This is a genomic window from Pontibacter sp. HSC-36F09 (assembly GCF_024171605.1).
Taxonomy (GTDB): Bacteria; Bacteroidota; Bacteroidia; order Cytophagales; family Hymenobacteraceae; genus Pontibacter.
The window spans coordinates 113,554-131,027 of sequence record NZ_JALKAA010000005.1 but is presented as its reverse complement, the minus strand read 5'-3'; the positions used below and the strand labels follow the sequence as shown (position 1 = coordinate 131,027).

General features: G+C 48.2%; 10 protein-coding genes. 8 read left to right on the top strand and 2 right to left on the bottom strand.

The annotated features are described in order from the left end of the window. Nucleotides 1–13 precede the first annotated feature (13 nt). Together L1278_RS15075 and trmB are read left to right on the top strand one after the other, a co-directional pair. Complete coding sequence (locus tag L1278_RS15075) at nucleotides 14–1,306, top strand: folylpolyglutamate synthase/dihydrofolate synthase family protein (protein WP_253405855.1); 1,293 nt, start codon at nucleotides 14–16, stop codon at nucleotides 1,304–1,306. 3 nt (nucleotides 1,307–1,309) lie between these two features. Next, nucleotides 1,310–1,963, top strand: a complete 654-nt coding sequence (gene trmB / locus L1278_RS15070; protein WP_253405853.1) for a tRNA (guanosine(46)-N7)-methyltransferase TrmB — start codon at nucleotides 1,310–1,312, stop codon at nucleotides 1,961–1,963. Between the two features lie 478 nt (nucleotides 1,964–2,441). Here the strand turns inward: trmB and L1278_RS15065 are convergent, their stop codons facing one another. Continuing rightward, nucleotides 2,442–3,065 carry a hypothetical protein gene (locus L1278_RS15065; RefSeq protein ID WP_253405851.1) on the bottom strand — a complete coding sequence of 208 codons (624 nt, stop codon included), beginning with the start codon at nucleotides 3,063–3,065 and terminating at the stop codon, nucleotides 2,442–2,444. A 227-nt stretch (nucleotides 3,066–3,292) separates the two neighbouring features. Here L1278_RS15065 and mnmA point away from each other — a divergent pair, with 227 nt between their 5' ends. The 5 genes from mnmA to L1278_RS15040 are packed head-to-tail and all read left to right on the top strand — an operon-like array spanning nucleotide 3,293 to nucleotide 9,965. Then, nucleotides 3,293–4,420 carry a tRNA 2-thiouridine(34) synthase MnmA gene (mnmA, locus tag L1278_RS15060; protein WP_253405849.1) on the top strand — a complete coding sequence of 376 codons (1,128 nt, stop codon included), beginning with the start codon at nucleotides 3,293–3,295 and terminating at the stop codon, nucleotides 4,418–4,420. Next, nucleotides 4,420–5,154 carry a hypothetical protein gene (locus L1278_RS15055; protein ID WP_253405847.1) on the top strand — a complete coding sequence of 245 codons (735 nt, stop codon included), beginning with the start codon at nucleotides 4,420–4,422 and terminating at the stop codon, nucleotides 5,152–5,154. Before mnmA ends, L1278_RS15055 begins: the two co-directional genes overlap by 1 nt. Nucleotides 5,155–5,162: 8 nt before the next feature. Beyond that, complete coding sequence (locus L1278_RS15050; protein ID WP_253405845.1) at nucleotides 5,163–6,803, top strand: S8 family serine peptidase; 1,641 nt, start codon at nucleotides 5,163–5,165, stop codon at nucleotides 6,801–6,803. 57 nt (nucleotides 6,804–6,860) lie between these two features. Continuing rightward, nucleotides 6,861–7,514: a ribulose-phosphate 3-epimerase gene (rpe, locus tag L1278_RS15045; protein WP_253405842.1), complete on the top strand. Its 654-nt coding sequence runs from the start codon at nucleotides 6,861–6,863 to the stop codon at nucleotides 7,512–7,514. A 21-nt stretch (nucleotides 7,515–7,535) separates the two neighbouring features. Beyond that, the gene (locus L1278_RS15040; RefSeq protein WP_253405840.1) at nucleotides 7,536–9,965 is read left to right on the top strand and encodes a TonB-dependent receptor; all 2,430 of its coding nucleotides are present in this window, start codon (nucleotides 7,536–7,538) and stop codon (nucleotides 9,963–9,965) included. Nucleotides 9,966–10,023: 58 nt separating this feature from the next. On the opposite strand, the gene L1278_RS15035 is transcribed toward L1278_RS15040, so the two are convergent. Further along, a complete protein-coding gene (locus L1278_RS15035; protein WP_253405838.1) occupies nucleotides 10,024–10,890 on the bottom strand; it encodes a DUF2911 domain-containing protein in 867 nt (288 codons plus the stop codon). A 1,663-nt stretch (nucleotides 10,891–12,553) separates the two neighbouring features. Between L1278_RS15035 and L1278_RS15030 the strand changes: the two genes are divergently transcribed. Further along, the gene (locus L1278_RS15030) at nucleotides 12,554–17,113 is read left to right on the top strand and encodes an MBG domain-containing protein (RefSeq protein WP_253405835.1); all 4,560 of its coding nucleotides are present in this window, start codon (nucleotides 12,554–12,556) and stop codon (nucleotides 17,111–17,113) included. Nucleotides 17,114–17,474: the final 361 nt, after the last annotated feature.

The window sequence follows — 17,474 nt, the reverse complement described above, 5'->3', positions numbered from 1 at the left end:
TTCTATTGATTTCATGACTTATCAAGAATGTCTTGATTACCTATACCAGCAATTGCCGATGTTTCAACGCATCGGCAATGTTGCTTTTAAGAAGAGCCTCGACAACATTATAGCCCTCTGCGATGCACTTGGTCAGCCGCAGCATAAGTTTAAGACGGTGCACGTGGCAGGTACCAACGGCAAGGGCAGTAGTTCGCATATGCTGGCAGCCGTGCTTCAGAGCGCCGGCTACAAGACGGGCCTCTATACCTCGCCGCATCTCAAGTCCTTTACCGAAAGGGTGAGAGTGAACGGTGCTGAGCTGCCACAGGATTACCTGATCCGCTTTGTGGAGCAGCACAAGGACTTGTTCGAGCAGGTAAAACCTTCCTTTTTTGAGATGACTGTGGCGCTTGCTTTTCAGTATTTTGCTGACGAGCAGGTAGACGTTGCCGTGATCGAAGTAGGCCTGGGTGGCCGATTGGACTCTACCAACATCATTTCGCCGGAGCTTTCGCTTATCACGAATATTGGTCTAGACCACCAGGCGCTGCTGGGCGATACGCTGCCCGAAATAGCAGGGGAGAAGGCCGGCATCATCAAGCCCCACACACCTGCCGTGATCAGTACCAAACAAGCTGACATCGTGCAGGTATTCGAGCAAAAGGCTGCTAATGAACAGGCTCCGCTTTACTTCGCTACTGATAGCATTCGCGTGCACGTGCTGGAACAGCATCTGGAGGGACAGGTATACGATGTATACCTGGATGGTAACTTGTGGCTGCCTTCACTCCAGTCTGATCTGGCAGGGGTATACCAGCAGTATAACCTGCCCGGTGTGCTCAAATCACTGTTGCTGCTTCGTGAGCGAGGGTTTAGTATCTCAGACGAAGCCATTCGCCAGGGTATAGCTAACACTAAATCTATCACAGGCCTGAAAGGACGCTGGCAGGTACTGAGAGTTAATCCATTAACTATTTGTGATACAGGGCACAATGTGGATGGTATTAAACAAATACTTTATCAGTTGCATGCGCTAAATCCTAAAAAGGTACACATGGTTTTTGGGGCCGTGAATGACAAGGATGTTACCACCATCCTGCAACTTTTGCCAAAAGAGTATACTTATTATTTCTGTCAGGCCCAGATTCCGCGCGCTTTGCCTGTGGGGGAGCTCCAGGAAAAAGCCAGTCAGGTAGGCTTGCAAGGTGAAGCGTATGCGACGGTGAGCGCAGCCATTGCGGCGGCCAGGCGAAATGCGAAACCGGATGAGGTAATATTTATTGGAGGTAGTACCTTTGTGGTCGCAGAGATTGACGAATTATAAAAGATGGGAAGAAGTAAATTAGCAAAGTTTGCCGCCATAGCGGAGCGTGAAAATGTGATAGAACCAGAAGGGGAACTCTATGGTCAGTTGAAGGGTAAGTGGCGGGAAGAGTTTTTCGAAAATGACAATCCCCTGATTCTGGAGATAGGCTGCGGCCGTGGGGAGTATACCGTGGGGATGGCCCGCCTGTATCCGGACAAAAACTTCCTGGGACTGGACATTAAGGGAGCCCGGATATGGAAGGGCAGTTCGCTGGCGGAAGAGGAAGATCTGCACAATGTGGCTTTCCTGCGCACCTTCATCGAGAACCTGGAAGATAACTTTGCAGAAGGAGAGGTGGACGAGATTTGGGTGACCTTCCCGGACCCGCGACCGAAAGACCGCGATATCAAGCGCCGGCTTACTTCGCCGCGTTTTCTTGACCTGTATGCCAAAATTCTAAAGCCTGGCGGCATCCTTCACTTGAAGACCGACAATCAGATGCTCTTTGATTATACTCTGGAAGTGTTGCAGGAGCGTGATCCGAAAGACCTGCTCTATACCTCTAACCTGTACCAGTCCGATCTGCAGGAGCATACCATGGGCATTTACACCACTTACGAAAAACGCTACCTGGCCGAGGAGATCACCATCAAATACCTGCAGTTCAAGGTATAAGCACTCAGGTATAATCACAATAGTTTAAAACAAGACGGTCCGCTATACCCAGGTATAGCAGACCGTCTTTGTTAATTTGGCATGGTTACCTCGTAGTATTTCAAGGTATACAAGGTATAGCAAGTCTAATAAAAAATCAAGTTCAAGCCCGGTGCACGATTCGGGCAGGTTGCGACCTGTCCTTACAAGCGATCATATTTTCTAAAAGGCTCTGCTACAAGGCTCTTCGGGATTTATCAATTCCGAAGCAAACTGTCGGGGATTTCCTAATCCCCTTGCTAAGATTCACAGGTATACGGGGACAAGGATGTCCCCGGCAGAAATGCTTCCGGACATGGATGTCCGAAAGAGCATTCAGGGGATTTTGGGCATTTAGATTGAGAACGTTCAGAATGGTTTACGCCTGGGAAAGACATTACAGCTTAAAGTCGCTAGATTCCAACTCTTAAACTTCTCAACTCTAAAACTCCTAAACTTCCTAATTTTCTTCTATCTCTTCGAAGATTTCCTGAAGCTCGTCAAAGTCTTTTAAACCAGGCTTGATCTCGTGTCCACCGCGCAGGCCGATGCCGGCAGGTTTGATTTCTTTCAGGACGGTATTGATATTTTGACGGTGAACTCCGAAGCCCAGGTATACCTGAAAGCGTTTCGAGATGTTTTTTAGGAACTTGATGTTGGTCTCGTCGATGTTATCAAAATCTGATGAATAGATCAGGAAGCTGTCAACAGAAGGGCTATACAGCTCCATCATTTCCAGCAGTTCACTTTCTACCGTGTCTTTATTGATAAACACCTTCTGAATAACCGGACGGTTGATCTCTTCGATTTCGTCGATTAGGTAGGGCGTATCGAGCTGAATGTAGTCGAGGCCGAAGTCATCGGCGTACTGGTTGATGATATCGGGCTTGGCGCGCTCAAACTCGCCGGCCAGTTTCACGCCAGATACCCAGCCCACAATTTCCTTCAACGTATCGGAAGTCATACGCTCCTTGTCATCCAGTTTCAGGTTAAAGCTGATAATATCAACGCCCATGCCGGCGCAATAACGAGCATCGCTCAAATTGTTTATTCCGTTTACTATTACGGAGGTACGTAAGCCCATAGCAGTCTATCTTTTTAGAATCGTGTCGGTTCTGTTCGTCTTATTTTATTCCAAAGTAAGTCCCAAATCGGGTACAATGCCATATTTTTTAATGTTTTTTTTAACGTACTACCTCTTTCCAAATTGTTGTCGCTACAATATTTGCCCGGCTGAATCTTTATTAGTGCCCTGATGTTACTATCTTTGTAGTAAAATTATATCAATTCGAATTACAATACTGAAGATAAATGAGTAAGTTAGGAAGGGTATTGGTAGCCATGAGCGGCGGCATTGACAGCTCCGTGGCGGCAGTGATGTTGCATGAGCAGGGCTATGAAGTGGTGGGGATGACCATGAAGACATGGGACTACGCATCGAGCGGCGCCAGCAAGAAGGAAACCGGCTGCTGCAGCCTTGACTCGATCAACGACGCCCGCAACATAGCCGTGCAGCTTGGCTTCCCGCATTATATCATAGACATACGCGAAGAGTTTGGTGATTTTGTGATCAACCACTTTACGGATGAATACATAGCCGGTCGCACGCCGAACCCATGCGTGCTGTGCAACACACACATTAAATGGGATGCCTTGCTGCGTCGCGCTGACCAGCTGGGTTGCGATTTTATCGCGACTGGACACTATGCCAACATCCGCGAGGAAAACGGTCGATATGTGATATCCAAAGGCTTGGACGAGAGTAAGGATCAGTCCTATGCCCTGTGGGGTATCTCACAAAAGAGTCTGGCCCGTACTATTTTCCCATTGGGAGGGCTGCGCAAGACTGAGATTCGCCAGATGGCGATGGACCGCGGCTTTACCGAGCTTGTAAACAAGCCGGAGTCTTACGAGATCTGCTTTATACCTGACAACGACTACCGTAGCTTCCTGAAGCGCCGCGTAGAGGGTCTGGAAGAACTGGTGGCCGGTGGAGAGTTTGTGCTCGAAGATGGTACCATAGTGGGTAAGCACGAAGGGTATCCGTTCTATACCATCGGGCAGCGCAAGGGCCTGGGTATAGCACTTGGTTTCCCGGCCTATGTTACCCGTATCGAGAAAGACGCTAACCGCGTTGTGCTGGGCAATTACGAAGATCTGGCAAAGAATGCCATGACAGTGGGCAAGCTCAACATGGTGAAGTACGAGAACCTGATCGGTCAGCCTATACCTACCATTACGAAAGTAAGGTATAACGACCCGGGTACAGAGGCCATTATCGAGCAGGAAGGCGATAAAATGAAAGTACACTTCCTGAGAGGTGTGCACGCGATCGCGCCTGGGCAGGCTGCCGTGTTCTACGAAGGCAACGATGTGATCGGTGGTGGCTGGATCGAGACGAATTTTAACTCAGACTATAACCTGAACGTGTTGCAATAATGAGAAGAGCCCTTTTGCTTCTGGTTGTGCTGTCCGCTTTTGTGGCTGGCTGCGAAAGTAAATACAAGGACCCTGACCCGGTCGCGATGGGCTACGACTATTATCCGCTGGAGATAGGACAGTACCGGGTGTACAATGTTACTGATATAAGGGTTTCCAATAATATTAGTCATACCTCCCAATTTCAATTGCGTGAAAGGGTAGACACGAGCTTTCATGACCAAACCGGACAACTCGTTTATAAAATTGTTCGCTCTGTAAGACCAAATGAGAACAGCGGCTGGTTAGACGACTCTGTTATAATCGTAAATAAGTCAGAGCGGATGGTATTGGCAATGAAAGATAATACGAAGTATATAAAAATGGTGTTCCCCGTTGATAGACAAAAAATATGGGAGATGGATGCCTACAATAACAGGGTTATAGTTGATTCGGTTGCTAGATTGTATCAAATTAAAGAGCGTTACACTTATGAAAATGTAGACCAATCTTTTAATATTGAGGATATTGAATTCTCGAATACTGTTACAGTTAAACCTATAGTACACTTTGTAGAAGGTAGAATAGATGAACGTCGAGAGGTTTATGCTAGAAATATTGGTCTTGTGTATCGTTTATTTAACAAATCAACTCCCTGTGAATTTACCAGTAGAAATGATTGTCCTAAGAATGTGGGTTGGATAGCTAGCGGCCACGAACGGGAGGAAATCTTAATCGAGCACGGTAAACTATAAGACTTATTATGCGATCTCTCACCCTGTTCGTCTGCCTCCTGCTTCTAGCCCTTTCTGCAAAGGCGCAGGGGAGTGGCGGCGCAGAGCAGAAGCATCTGATCTACTTCACTGACAAAAACAATTCTCCTTTTACGATAGCACAACCAGCGCTATACCTTTCAGCCAAGGCAATCGAACGCCGGAGCAAGCAGGGTATAGCGCTTTCCGTTCGTGACCTGCCTGTTGACCCAACTTATTTGAGCGGGCTGAAGGCAACGGGCGCGAAGGTGCTCTATACCTCCCGTTGGTTCAATGCAGCCGTCGTGCAATGCTCTCCTGAAAAACTGGCCGAGTTGCAGACACTCGCTTTCGTAAAGGGAGCTCAACAACTCAACCGCTTGCCAACAGCAACATCCGGCAAGAAAGGCACGCAATCCAACGATAGTTTAAAGCTTGCCAGCGCCTCTTTCGACGCTTCTTATTTTGGTCCCTCATTCCACCAGTCCAACATGCTGGGTATACCTGAGTTGCATGCGGCTGGTTACCAGGGCGAAGGCATTACCATTGCCGTGTTCGACGCTGGTTTTCCAGGCGTGAACAGTATTAATGCTTTTTCACACATTTTCCAGAATGGGCAGTTAAAGGGCACTTACGATTTTGTTGGCAAAAAGACAGATGTTTACGGACACAGTCAGCACGGCACTTCGGTGCTGTCGACGATGGCCGCCTATGAACCGGGCCGCATCGTAGGCACGGCCCCTAAAGCCAACTATTACCTGTTACGGACAGAAGATGCGGCTACCGAGCATAACATTGAGGAGGTGAACTGGCTGCTAGCCGCCGAGTTTGCTGACAGTGCCGGGGTGGATGTGATCAACTCTTCGCTCGGCTATACCTTGTTCGATGCACCTTCTTACAGCTATACCTACAGCGAGCTCAACGGCAACACCACCATCATCACCCGCGCAGCTGATCTGGCTGCTGCCACCGGTATGCTGGTGGTGACGAGTGCTGGCAACGAGGGCAACAAAGCCTGGCGCTATATTTCAGCACCTGCCGATGCCGACTCTGTCCTCACCGTAGGCGCTGTGGATTCGCTCGCGGTGCATGCACTCTTCAGCTCCGTTGGGCCTACGGCAGATCAAAGGCTAAAACCGGATGTAGTGGCGATGGGGCAGCAGGTATACGTGCTGTCTTCTTCAGGTAACTTAGGCCGCTCCAGTGGCACCTCTTTCTCAGGACCGATCATGGCAGGTATGGTCGCCTGCATCTGGCAGGCACGCCCGAAGCTCACCAATATGGAGTTGCTGGAATTGATGCGCCAGTTAGGTAATAATTACAACAACCCCAACAATACTATCGGTTACGGCATTCCGACTTATAGCCGGCTTGTAACAGGTATGGCGGATGAACTGGCGGCTGGTATCAGCATCACCAACCCGGTTTCGGAAGAGCCTATTGTGCTGCGGATGGATGAAACCTGGCAGCAGGAAAACGCCCTGGCGCGGCTCTATGATGCGTCTGGTAAGCTGGTACATAGTCAGATGCTGTTTGCACATCAGGCGGTGCATACGCTCAGCATCAGACCTTCCCGGCTCAAAAAAGGCATATACCTTTGTCAGGTGAGTTCCAACAGCAGAAACGTCACCCTGCGCTTTGTCAGGCTCTGATGCCGCTGTGTTTGTTTTTCACACGATGGATTCTATCTTAATTTCTATATTTGTTTCATGAAACCAATTATTGCCCCCTCTGTACTAGCTTCTGATTTTGCCAACCTGCAGTCCGAAGTAGAAATGCTGAACGAAAGCCAGGCCGACTGGCTTCATATCGACATCATGGATGGCCGTTTTGTGCCCAACATTTCATTCGGATTTCCGGTGCTGCAGGCCATTCAGCGCCATGCCATAAAGCCGCTTGATGTGCACCTGATGATCGTGGAGCCGGAGCTTTACATTGAGCAGTTCAGAGAGGCGGGAGCCGAGATCATTTCTGTGCACCTGGAAGCCTGCAACCACCTGCACCGTACTATCCAGCAGATAAAAGCAACGGGAGCCAAGGCTGGTATAGCCCTCAACCCCCATACTTCCGTACAACTGCTCGACGATGTGATCGCGGACGTGGATCTGGTATGTCTGATGTCGGTAAATCCTGGATTTGGCGGACAGAAGTTCATAGAAAACACCTACCGCAAGATCGAATCCCTGAAAAACCTGATCATTGCCCGCAATTCCAAGGCACTGATTGAGATTGATGGTGGCGTGAATCAGCAGAATACACCTTTGCTATTGGAGAAAGGGGCGGATGCTTTGGTAGCCGGCAGCTTCGTGTTTAACTCAGCAGATCCGTTGAAGACCATCGCCAATCTGAAAAATCAGGCCTAATTCAAAACCTAAGCACCCCTTATGCACCGATATCTTGCGGTATGGCTCTTAATGCTGCTGCCAGCAGGTGTCTATGCACAGCAGGGTATCATAAAGGGTACGGTTCTGGACCAAAACCGCCAGCCACTCGAAATGGCCACGGTAGGGGTGCAGGGCCGTACCCTTGGCGCTCAAACTGATGCCCAGGGCAGGTATAGCCTCAAAGTACCTGTTGTTGAGGAAATCGTTCTGGTAGTGCGTTTCCTCGGTTATAAGCAGCAGGAGCGGCGTGTGCGCCTCGAGGCAGGGCAGGAGCTGCTGCTCGATTTTGTATTGGTAGCCGACCCGCAGCAATTACGGCAGGTGGATGTGCGGGGAAAACGCGAAGACGATACCCGCGAGCAGGTAAGCGTGACCAAGCTGGATCCGACACTCACGAAAACCCTTCCTTCCGCTTTCGGGGATTTTAACATGATTTTGGCCACGCTGCCCGGTGTGACCAGTAACAACGAACTGTCCTCGACCTATTCGGTGCGGGGTGGCAACTACGACGAAAACCTGGTATACGTCAACGGAATCGAGATTTACCGTCCTTTTCTGATCTCGGCGGCCCAGCAGGAGGGGCTGAGCTTCATAAACCCCGACCTGGTGGCCAACGTGGAGTTCTCTTCCGGAGGCTGGCAGCCTAAGTATGGCGACAAGCTGTCCTCGGTGCTCAACATCGAGTACAAGCGACCCACTTCTTTTGCCGGATCTGTGACCGGTAGCCTCACCGGGGGCGCCATACACCTGGAGGAAGCCTCCAAGAATAAGCGGGTTTCATACCTGATGGGCCTACGCCACAAGAACAGCAGGTACATGTTGCAGGGGCTGCAGGTAGACGGAGAGTACCGGCCCACTTTTACAGATGGGCAGGTATACCTGAGTTTCGATCTGGGCAAAGAGCCAGAGCGCACTAAACTGGGATTGCTGGGCAGTTACGCGCGTAACAATTTCAGGGTGGAGCCCGAAGACCGCACCACCACTTTCGGTACCCGCCAGGCCCCCCTTCGGCTGCTGGTGGCTTACGAGGGACAGGAGAACATGGAGTACGATACCTATCAGGTGGGAGCCAATCTCAGTCATCAGGTGTCGGAAGAGTTATTGACAGAATTTATCATTTCTGGCGTACACTCGCTCGAGCGCGAGTTTCGGGATATAGAGGCCTTGTACCGACTCTGCGACGTGAATACGCTTGGGCGCAACGACAAAGGCGAATGCCTGCGTGACCGGGGCATCGGCAGCCAGTATGACCATGCCCGCAACGCCTTGAAAGCGCTGGTACTAGCTGCTGAGAGCCGCAATACCTGGCGCCTGAGTGCCCGCAGCACCGTGCTGGCCGGAGCCAAGGCCAGCCTGGAGCGCATCAACGATCGCCTGGCTGAGTACGGCTTCGTGGATTCCTCAGATTATGTGACCATGGCTTATCAGCTCGATCCAGAATTGATTCTACATACCCAGCGTTATAACGGCTATGTGCAGCATACCTACGAGTTGGATTCGCTCAAAACGATCACCTATGGTATCCGGGCCAGCTACTGGAGCTACAACAATGAACTAACCATTACCCCGCGGGTGCAATATTCTTTTATCACCCGCCAGAATCCTGACCTTTCGTTTAAAGCAGCTGTCGGTCTCTACTACCAGCCCCCCTTTTACCGGGAGCTGCGTAATTTCCAGGGCGAGCTAAACCCGGACCTGAAAGCGCAGCGTTCTTTGCATGCCGTGGTAGGTAGCGACTATCTTTTTAAGACCTGGGACCGTGACTTTAAGCTGACCACTGAGGTCTATTACAAGCACATGACCAACGTTGTGCCCTATGATCTGGACAATGTGCGGCTGCGCTATTACGGACAAAACAATGCAAAAGCTTATGCAGCCGGTTTTGACGTGCGGGTGAACGGGGAGTTTATAAAAGGGGCGGAGTCCTGGCTGAGCTTAGGGATGATGCAGACGCGTGAGAACGTGCAGGGTGACTCCAGCCTCATATACAACAGTTCCGGCGAAATAACCGGAAGCCAGGATCGGGGGTATTTGCGCCGACCGACAGATCAACTATTGAACATTGGCGTGTTCTTCCAAGACCACCTGCCCGATAACCCAACCATCCGGATGTACCTGAACGCAGTGTATGGTAGTGGACTGCCATTTGGTCCGCCAAATCGTCCGGATTTCCGCAATGCTTTTTCAGGCAAGTCTTATAAGCGTGTGGACATCGGGTTCTCGAAGCTTATAGCCTTAGGAGATGACCTGACGGAGCGAAAGAAAGTATCGTTGGAGAGTCTTTGGATAGGCCTGGAGGTGCTCAACATCATCGATGCAAAGAACCGCATTTCCTACAGCTACGTCACAGATGTAAACGACCTGACCTACGCTATACCTAATTTCCTGACTGGCCGGCGCCTCAATCTTCGCTTCATCGCCCGGTTTTAAACAAAAAGCGGGACTCCGATAGTCCCGAAGCCCCGCTTTAATTCTTATCTCAGCGCTATTACCTGCGTTTTTTCCATTCATTATACGCCGATTCGATCTCCCGCGCATACGTCTGATAACTTTCCGGCTCCTTGGGTCCCAACTGCATGGCCTTTGCGCTTAGGTTAACCGCTACCTGGTATTCTCTGTTCAGCGCATACAGCCTGGCTTTCACCCAGTTATTAAAAAAAGTCTCTTTAATGGCGATCGACTTGTTGATGTATTGTAAAGCTTTCTCGTGCTGGTCTTTGCGCGAGGTCAGGTAATCGGCAGCCTGTGCCCAGGTATACCAGTCGTCAGGAGCGGCTTCCTTCAGGGCCTTATTAATGTTGGCAAGCGCCTTTTTCTCAATTTCAGTTTCAATACGGATCGTCACTTTTGAATTCTCCCAGGTTAGGTTCAGTGTGCCGGTGTTAGTGCTGATATCACTAAAGGCGAACTGCAATGTTTCCTGGAAAGGAATCTTAGTCGGCGTTACCCGCAGGTATGCCACGTCATTTAGTTCACTGTAGCCTTCCAAACCCCAAAGCGTGGTGTCTTTGTTCAGCACAATGTTCCATTCCGTCTCATTTTCTGGCAGGATAAAGAAAGAATAAGTACCAGCCGGGACACGTTCGTGGTTCAGGAAAAGATCATCTTCGAATGTGATCAAAGTAGCCTCGTTGGCGCCAGCTCGCCAGAGCTTTCCGTAAGGCACCAGCGATCCAAAGATCTGACGCCCCTTAACACCAGGTGCATGGTAGCGCACCGTTATCTCAGTCAATCCAATAGTTTGTTTCACCAAAGCGGCAGGACTGGCCTGCGGCAGTTTGATCTGGGCGGCCGCTTGCTGACTAAGTGTGAAGCAAAAAACAAGGGCCAGTAAACTGAGCAAATACTTCTTCATGATCTATATACGTGTGTAGCGCCTTCGGTAGTATGTGCTTATACCGAAAAAACTATGCCAAAGCTAGAAAAAATATATATAAAATTTTTGATACAAAGTTAGCTAAAAATAGCATTGGTTTTCAAAGCACCATTCGCTATAACATTTCATAAACCTTGCTAAGGGTCTAAAAATTGGATGGTAAGCTTGCTAACAATAGTTGAAAGGTATATAAACTTTAATATAATATATAAATAAACTAAAAAATTATTTGAAGAGTATAACCTTTGAGTTGTAATTTTGTATAAAGCTATTAATTAATTTACATTTTATAAGCTTAGGTGTGGTTTTAAGAGAACATGTCTTCTATAGTGTTGCTATGCATCAATCAGGAGAGTCATGTTCTTTTTTTATGTCTAAGCTATAATTGTCACCAACATGCTACTACCAGTTGCACCTTAAATCATCAAGGTGAGATGAATTGAAAAACTTTTAACCCTAAACCCTTTATTACTACTTTATGAATGGTAAATTTTTACTAAAACGAACATGGGGCATTTCGCGCACTTTGCAACTGCCGTTTCTGGTTACGGTGTTCCTTATACTGACTGCATTTGGTGCGAGTGCCCAGAGCGGTGCTACAGTCATAACAGACAAAGAGGACTATGCACCCCGGTCAAATGCCGTTTTTACTGGAGCCGGCTTTAATGCCTTTGAGGATGTTGTTTTAAAGGTTAAGAACCTAAGTCAACCTTGTAATACAATAGCTCCAGATTCGTCGTATCTGCCCTGGACTGTTAAGGCAGATGCTAGCGGTGCATTTGTAACAGATTGGTTGGTTTGTGATTGTCCGGGTGATTCATTAAGATTAAAATCTGTCGGACAAACCTCAGGGGCAGTTGCTTATGCTTATTTTACTGATGCTGCTGAATTTATAGCTACAATTACACCAACATCTTCTAAAGCCTCAGCTTCAAGTATTTCTTACAAAATAACGATTAGAAACCAGAATACTTTAGGGACAACTACTAGTTTAAGCTCCTTTAGAATCAAAGTACCTGAGGGTTATGGAGCTCCGGTATATATAAGCCCAGTTGCAGCAGATCAAGACAAATCATGGGGGGCAGGATCTTTTAATGTAAATACTAGAGAGATCAGTTTTGCAGCTTTAGGTGGTAACAATTCACTATCTAGCACTCAGGAGTTAAATTTTGTTGTTGTTTTGAATAATCCTATAGTACCTGGTAATTATATATGGACAACAAGTGCGTATAGCAACACAAATTATGGTGGTAATAGTTTTGCGGTAAATCCATCAGCTGGGCAGCCTAAAGTTTCTATAATACCTGACTGTACAGCACCTTCAATTTCTTCTCAGCCAGTCTCTATAAGTCCTGCATTAGTTTATGGTAATGACGCAGTCTTTACTGTATCAGCAGCCGGAACAGCCCCCTTGTCCTATACCTGGCACGAAGGTATTACTTCAAATGGTACTACGATGTGGTCTGCCCTTTCTGATGGAGCTATTTACAGTGGCACTGCAACCTCAACCTTAACATTGTCGAGCCCAGGTGCTGCATTGACTGGCAGACAGTACAGAGCAGTTGTGTCAGGAAACTGTGGGACGCCGGTAACCAGTGAGCCTGTTGCTTTGAATGTTGAAAAAGCGACAGCTACTGTAACATTGGGAGACCTAACGTTTGACTATACTGGCAGTGCTAAATTCGCCACTGCAACAACGGACGCAATAGGTTCAAGTACTTTCACTATTACTTATGATGGCTCAACAGAACAACCTATTAATCATAAGCCTGGAGGTTATGCAGTAGTTGCTACATTACTGAACGCTAATTTCTCAGGTAGTGCAACAGGCACGCTTCTGATTAATAAAGCCGATCAAGTCATCATCTGGGAAAATCCGGCTTCTATCACTTACGGCACGGCCCTTTCAGTTACACAACTCAATGCCACTGCCCTGGGCGGTGCTACATTGACTTACACTCCTGTGGAGGGTACAGTGCTCAACGCCGGCGATCACGTGCTGACTGTTTCTGCTGCAGAATCAGACAACTACAAGGCAGCTAGCGAAGAGGTGACACTCGTGGTGAATAAAGCTACTGCAACCTTTACACTTGGTGACCTCACACATACGTATGACGGTACAGCTAAAACTATACAAGTTGCTACCGTACCCGAAGGCTTAACAGGCGTGACAGTTAAAAACGATGGTCAGGTTAACGTGGGCACTTATGCGGTGACTATCTCAATAGATAATGAAAATTACAAAGGATCAACCGCTGCAGATCTTAAAATCGACCCTCGCGCTATCACTGTGACTGCCCATGTAAATCAGTCGAAGGTATACGGCACAGCTGAACCAGCTCTTACTTATGAGATTGCTGATGGCAGTTTGGTTAACCCATCGCACTTGGCTGGAGCTTTAGAAAGAGCAGTAGGTGAGAATGTAGGTTCTTACGCGATCAACAAAGGCACATTGGCAGCTACTTCAAACTACGCGCTGACATTTGTTGGTGCTGATTTCGAAATCACCCGACGCAGTGTGGCTGTGACTGCTGATGCCCTAAGCAAGGTATACGGCGCTGCTGATCCGGAATTGACTTATCAGGCTACGTCAGGCACTGTAGTGAATAATGATACTTTCTCTGGTGAATTAGAAAGAGCCGCTGGTGAAAATGTTAGCACTTACGCCGTTTCGTTGGGTACCCTTAGCCTGGGTAACAACTATAATCTGAGCCTCACCGAAGGTACACTGTTCACTATCACTCCGAAAGCGCTGATAGCGTCTATTACTGCAAGGGATAAGGTATACGACGGCACTGCCACTGCTACTGCTGCTGGCACTGTGGAAGGACTTGTAGAAGGCGATCAGGTAGAGGTGAACGTTAACAATGCTAGCTTTGCTGATAAGCATGTGGGTAGTGGCAAGACTGTAACAGCCGGTGTGTCTATTATGAGCACCAACTATACCTTGAGTAACAATACAGCTTCAACAACTGCAGGTATTACTGCCAAACCAATCGCTGGTTCATTTGAGGCGAATAACAAGGTATACGATGGTACTGATGCTGCAACGGTATCAAGCAGAAATCTGCAAGATGTGATCGGACAGGATGATGTTCAACTAACTGGCGGCACGGCCACTTTTGCTGATGCAAATGCAGGAAATGGTAAAGTGGTTACTATTTCAGGTGCAGTGCTCTCAGGTGATGATAAGGACAATTATTTGTTAACTGCTGTAAGCACAGCCTTGGCAAACATTACCCGGAAGACTGCTTCAGTAACGCCTATTGCCAACAGCAAAACGTACGGTGCTTCAGACCCTGCCTTGGAAGGTGAGTTAGAGGACTTCCTGGCTTCGGACAAAGTGACTGCTTCTTACAGTCGCCTGGCGGGTGAGACTGTTGTCGGCGGTCCTTACGCCATTACTGCCACACTGAGCCCAGCCGATGTTCTGAGTAATTACGAGATCACCTACAACACGGCCGAATTCACCATCACGAAAGCAGATTTGGTTGTGACGGCTGACGCTGCTGAAAAAGTGTATGGTGATGCTAACCCGACCTTTACGGGCACGATTACAGGTATCAGGAACAACGACGACATTTCAGCTTCCTACACTACAGTAGCTGCTGAGACAAGTGAAATAGGGGAGTATGACATCAGTCCTTTGCTAAGTGGCGATGCACTAACGAACTACACTGTGACATCAACTAATGGTACTTTGACGGTGTTAAAAGCTGGTTTAGCAGTAGTTGCACATGATAAGGCTAGAATCTTTGGAGTGGCAAATCCTGTGTTGGACGGTACATTAACCGGCATCAAGAACGGCGATGCCATTACAGCCATCTACAACACAGCGGCTGATGAAGCTTCGAATGTAGGAACTTACTCTATCACAGCTTCACTTGTAGATTCAAATAATAAGTTACGCAACTATACTGTAAGCAACACGTCTGGTACGCTTACTATCATTCAGGCACCAGCTTCCATTGCCGTGACTGGTTTGTCTAAGACTTACAACCGTGCTGAGCAGGCAGCCACTGTTACGACTTCTCCTGAAGGTTTGGCGGTTACTGTAACGTATGATGGAAGATCAGACGTGCCAACGGCAGCAGGTTACTATGCAGTAGTAGCAGTGCTGAACAACAGCAATTATAGCGCTACAGATGGTGAAGGCACGCTGGTGATTGCTCCGAAAGAAGTGACTGCAGCCTTGGCAAATGCAGGCAAGGTATACGATGGCACGCAAACCGCTGGTGGTACTACAGCCACCTTGGATGGGGTTATCTCGCCTGATGATGTTACAGCTACAGTAACGGGTGCGGTTTATAGTGATGCAAATGCAGGAGATAGGACCATTACAGCTACAGTATCGCTCGCAGGAGACGATAAGGCAAACTACACGCTAGTATCTGTAACACCTGCCACCGCCACTATTTCTCAAAGAGCTGTTACGGTTGCTGCAATAGCGAAGAGCAAGGTATACGGTGACAGCGATCCAGCCTTAACTTACGTGCTGAAGATGGGCAATCTGGTAGATGGCGACGATTTTAGTGGCGAACTAAAAAGAGAAGTTGGTGAGGACGTTGGCTCATATGCCATCAACCAGAACTCACTGACCGCGGGCGCTAACTACACGATCACGTACGAGGCTGCAAATCTTACTATCACACCGAAAGCGATTACTATCACAGCTAATGCGAAAAGTAAGACCTATGGAGATCTAGACCCAGCACTGACCTATGCTATCACGACAGGCTCTCTCGTAGGTACTGACGCCTTTACAGGTTCGCTTTCCAGACAAAACGGTGAGAACGTTGGTACTTTTGCGATCGAGCAAGGCAGTGTTGCCCTGAGTAGCAACTACTCGCTAACTTATAATGGTGCTGATCTGAGTATAAGTCCGTTGGCAGTTACTGTAACAGCAAACGCTAAACAGAAATATTGCGGTCAAGCAGATCCCGCGTTAACCTTTGTGTCAAGCCCTGAAGTAGGTTCTACGTTGGCAAATGGTGTACCAATCAGCTTTACAGGAGCACTATCCAGAGTAGCTGACGAAACCGTAGGTACATATGCCATTGGTCAGAGTACGCTCTCAAACAGTAATTACTCCATCACTTATGTACCCGCAAACCTTGATATTCTAGGTATAACTGTTGATGCAAGCGCCAGCAGCAAACCTGTAGCATTGGGCTCATCAGCGAGTCTGTCAGCAACTGTGACAGCTGGTACTGTAGGTATTGGTGCTGTTCCGGTGACTTTCACTGTTACTGATGAAATTGGTAAACCTGTTTTCAGTATCGAAGCTACATCAGATGGATCAGGAGTAGCGAGTGCGGTAATTCCAAGTTCAGCTTTACCGCTGGGTGTATACAAGGTAGAGGCTGTGGCTGGTTCTGCATGCTCTTCATCAACAGCTTATATACCTGTGTTTGATGCGAGCGGAAGCTTCGTAACCGGTGGTGGATGGATTGACTCTCCAGTTGGCGCGATGCCTGCAAATCCTGAAGCAATTGGTAAAGCAAACTTTGGATTTGTATCAAAGTACAAGAAAGGCAGCAGCCAGGTAGACGGTAACACAGAGTTCCAGTTTAGTGCGGGCAGTATAAACTTTAAGAGTACCATACACGAGTCTGGCTCGCTGGTGATAGCCGCTGGCAAAGCTACCTACCGCGGCACGGGAACTGTGAACGGTGCATCAGGTTACAAGTTTACTATAACCGCTATCGATGGTGATTGGAAAGGTGCAACAGAGGCAGACAAATTCAGAATTAAAATTGTCGATGGAAGAGGTCAAACAGTATATGATAACCAGATTGGCAGCGCTGAAAACTCCGGAGATGCCACTAAGTTAGGTATCAATGGTACAGGTGGTGGCTCTATCGTGATCCACGAAGCAAAAGAGCTTACGGCCAGCAACGGCAAAAAGCTCGAAACAGCTGACCAACTCGAAGGCTTGTCTTCTGCCCGTTTCGATAACTATCCAAATGCTTTCTCTGACAGAACGACGATTCGCTTCGCTTTTGATACGGAGCAGCACTTCGCGCTGGAGGTATACGATGTGAGAGGCTCGCTGATCAGAAAAGTGGCGACTGGCAAGGCAGATGCCGGACAGGTATACGAGTACGAACTGGATGCCCGTCACCTGGCAGAAGGCGTGTACATTGCCCGTCTGATCACTGGCTCTAAGGCGCAGTCCATTAAGATGATCCTCAAGAAGTAAGCTGACGCTTGCCGGGTCTTTTGGCCCTTAAATAAAAAGGCACTTGTCGTAACGGACGGGTGTCTTTTTTTATGCCCAAATTATACCTCACAGAAAAACAATACCGGCGCTTGTTTGTATAAAACAAAATCAACTGTACCTTTGCAGCAGCAGATGAGCATAACCACGCTATATAGCATTCTTTTCACTTCTACGGCAGCGCCTGCTGCCTGTGGTTCTGCTGCGCATCACCATCATTTCCATCATTCCTCGTAAGAGGAATAAAACAATCATATAGCCCCCTATAGGGTCATTGCACCCTTTCTATACTTTGCCTTTAGCAAGGTCATTTGTATTTGTACCCATTTAATCCATTCAACAT

Bases quoted from the DNA above. Each gene is read 5' to 3' on its own strand.
- L1278_RS15035 (WP_253405838.1), bottom strand. From the start codon at position 10,890: ATGAAGAAGTATTTGCTCAGTTTACTGGCCCTTGTTTTTTGCTTCACA.
- L1278_RS15055 (WP_253405847.1), top strand. From the start codon at position 4,420: ATGAGAAGAGCCCTTTTGCTTCTGGTTGTGCTGTCCGCTTTTGTGGCT.
- rpe (WP_253405842.1), top strand. From the start codon at position 6,861: ATGAAACCAATTATTGCCCCCTCTGTACTAGCTTCTGATTTTGCCAAC.
- L1278_RS15050 (WP_253405845.1), top strand. From the start codon at position 5,163: ATGCGATCTCTCACCCTGTTCGTCTGCCTCCTGCTTCTAGCCCTTTCT.
- trmB (WP_253405853.1), top strand. From the start codon at position 1,310: ATGGGAAGAAGTAAATTAGCAAAGTTTGCCGCCATAGCGGAGCGTGAA.
- mnmA (WP_253405849.1), top strand. From the start codon at position 3,293: ATGAGTAAGTTAGGAAGGGTATTGGTAGCCATGAGCGGCGGCATTGAC.
- L1278_RS15075 (WP_253405855.1), top strand. From the start codon at position 14: ATGACTTATCAAGAATGTCTTGATTACCTATACCAGCAATTGCCGATG.
- L1278_RS15040 (WP_253405840.1), top strand. From the start codon at position 7,536: ATGCACCGATATCTTGCGGTATGGCTCTTAATGCTGCTGCCAGCAGGT.
- L1278_RS15065 (WP_253405851.1), bottom strand. From the start codon at position 3,065: ATGGGCTTACGTACCTCCGTAATAGTAAACGGAATAAACAATTTGAGC.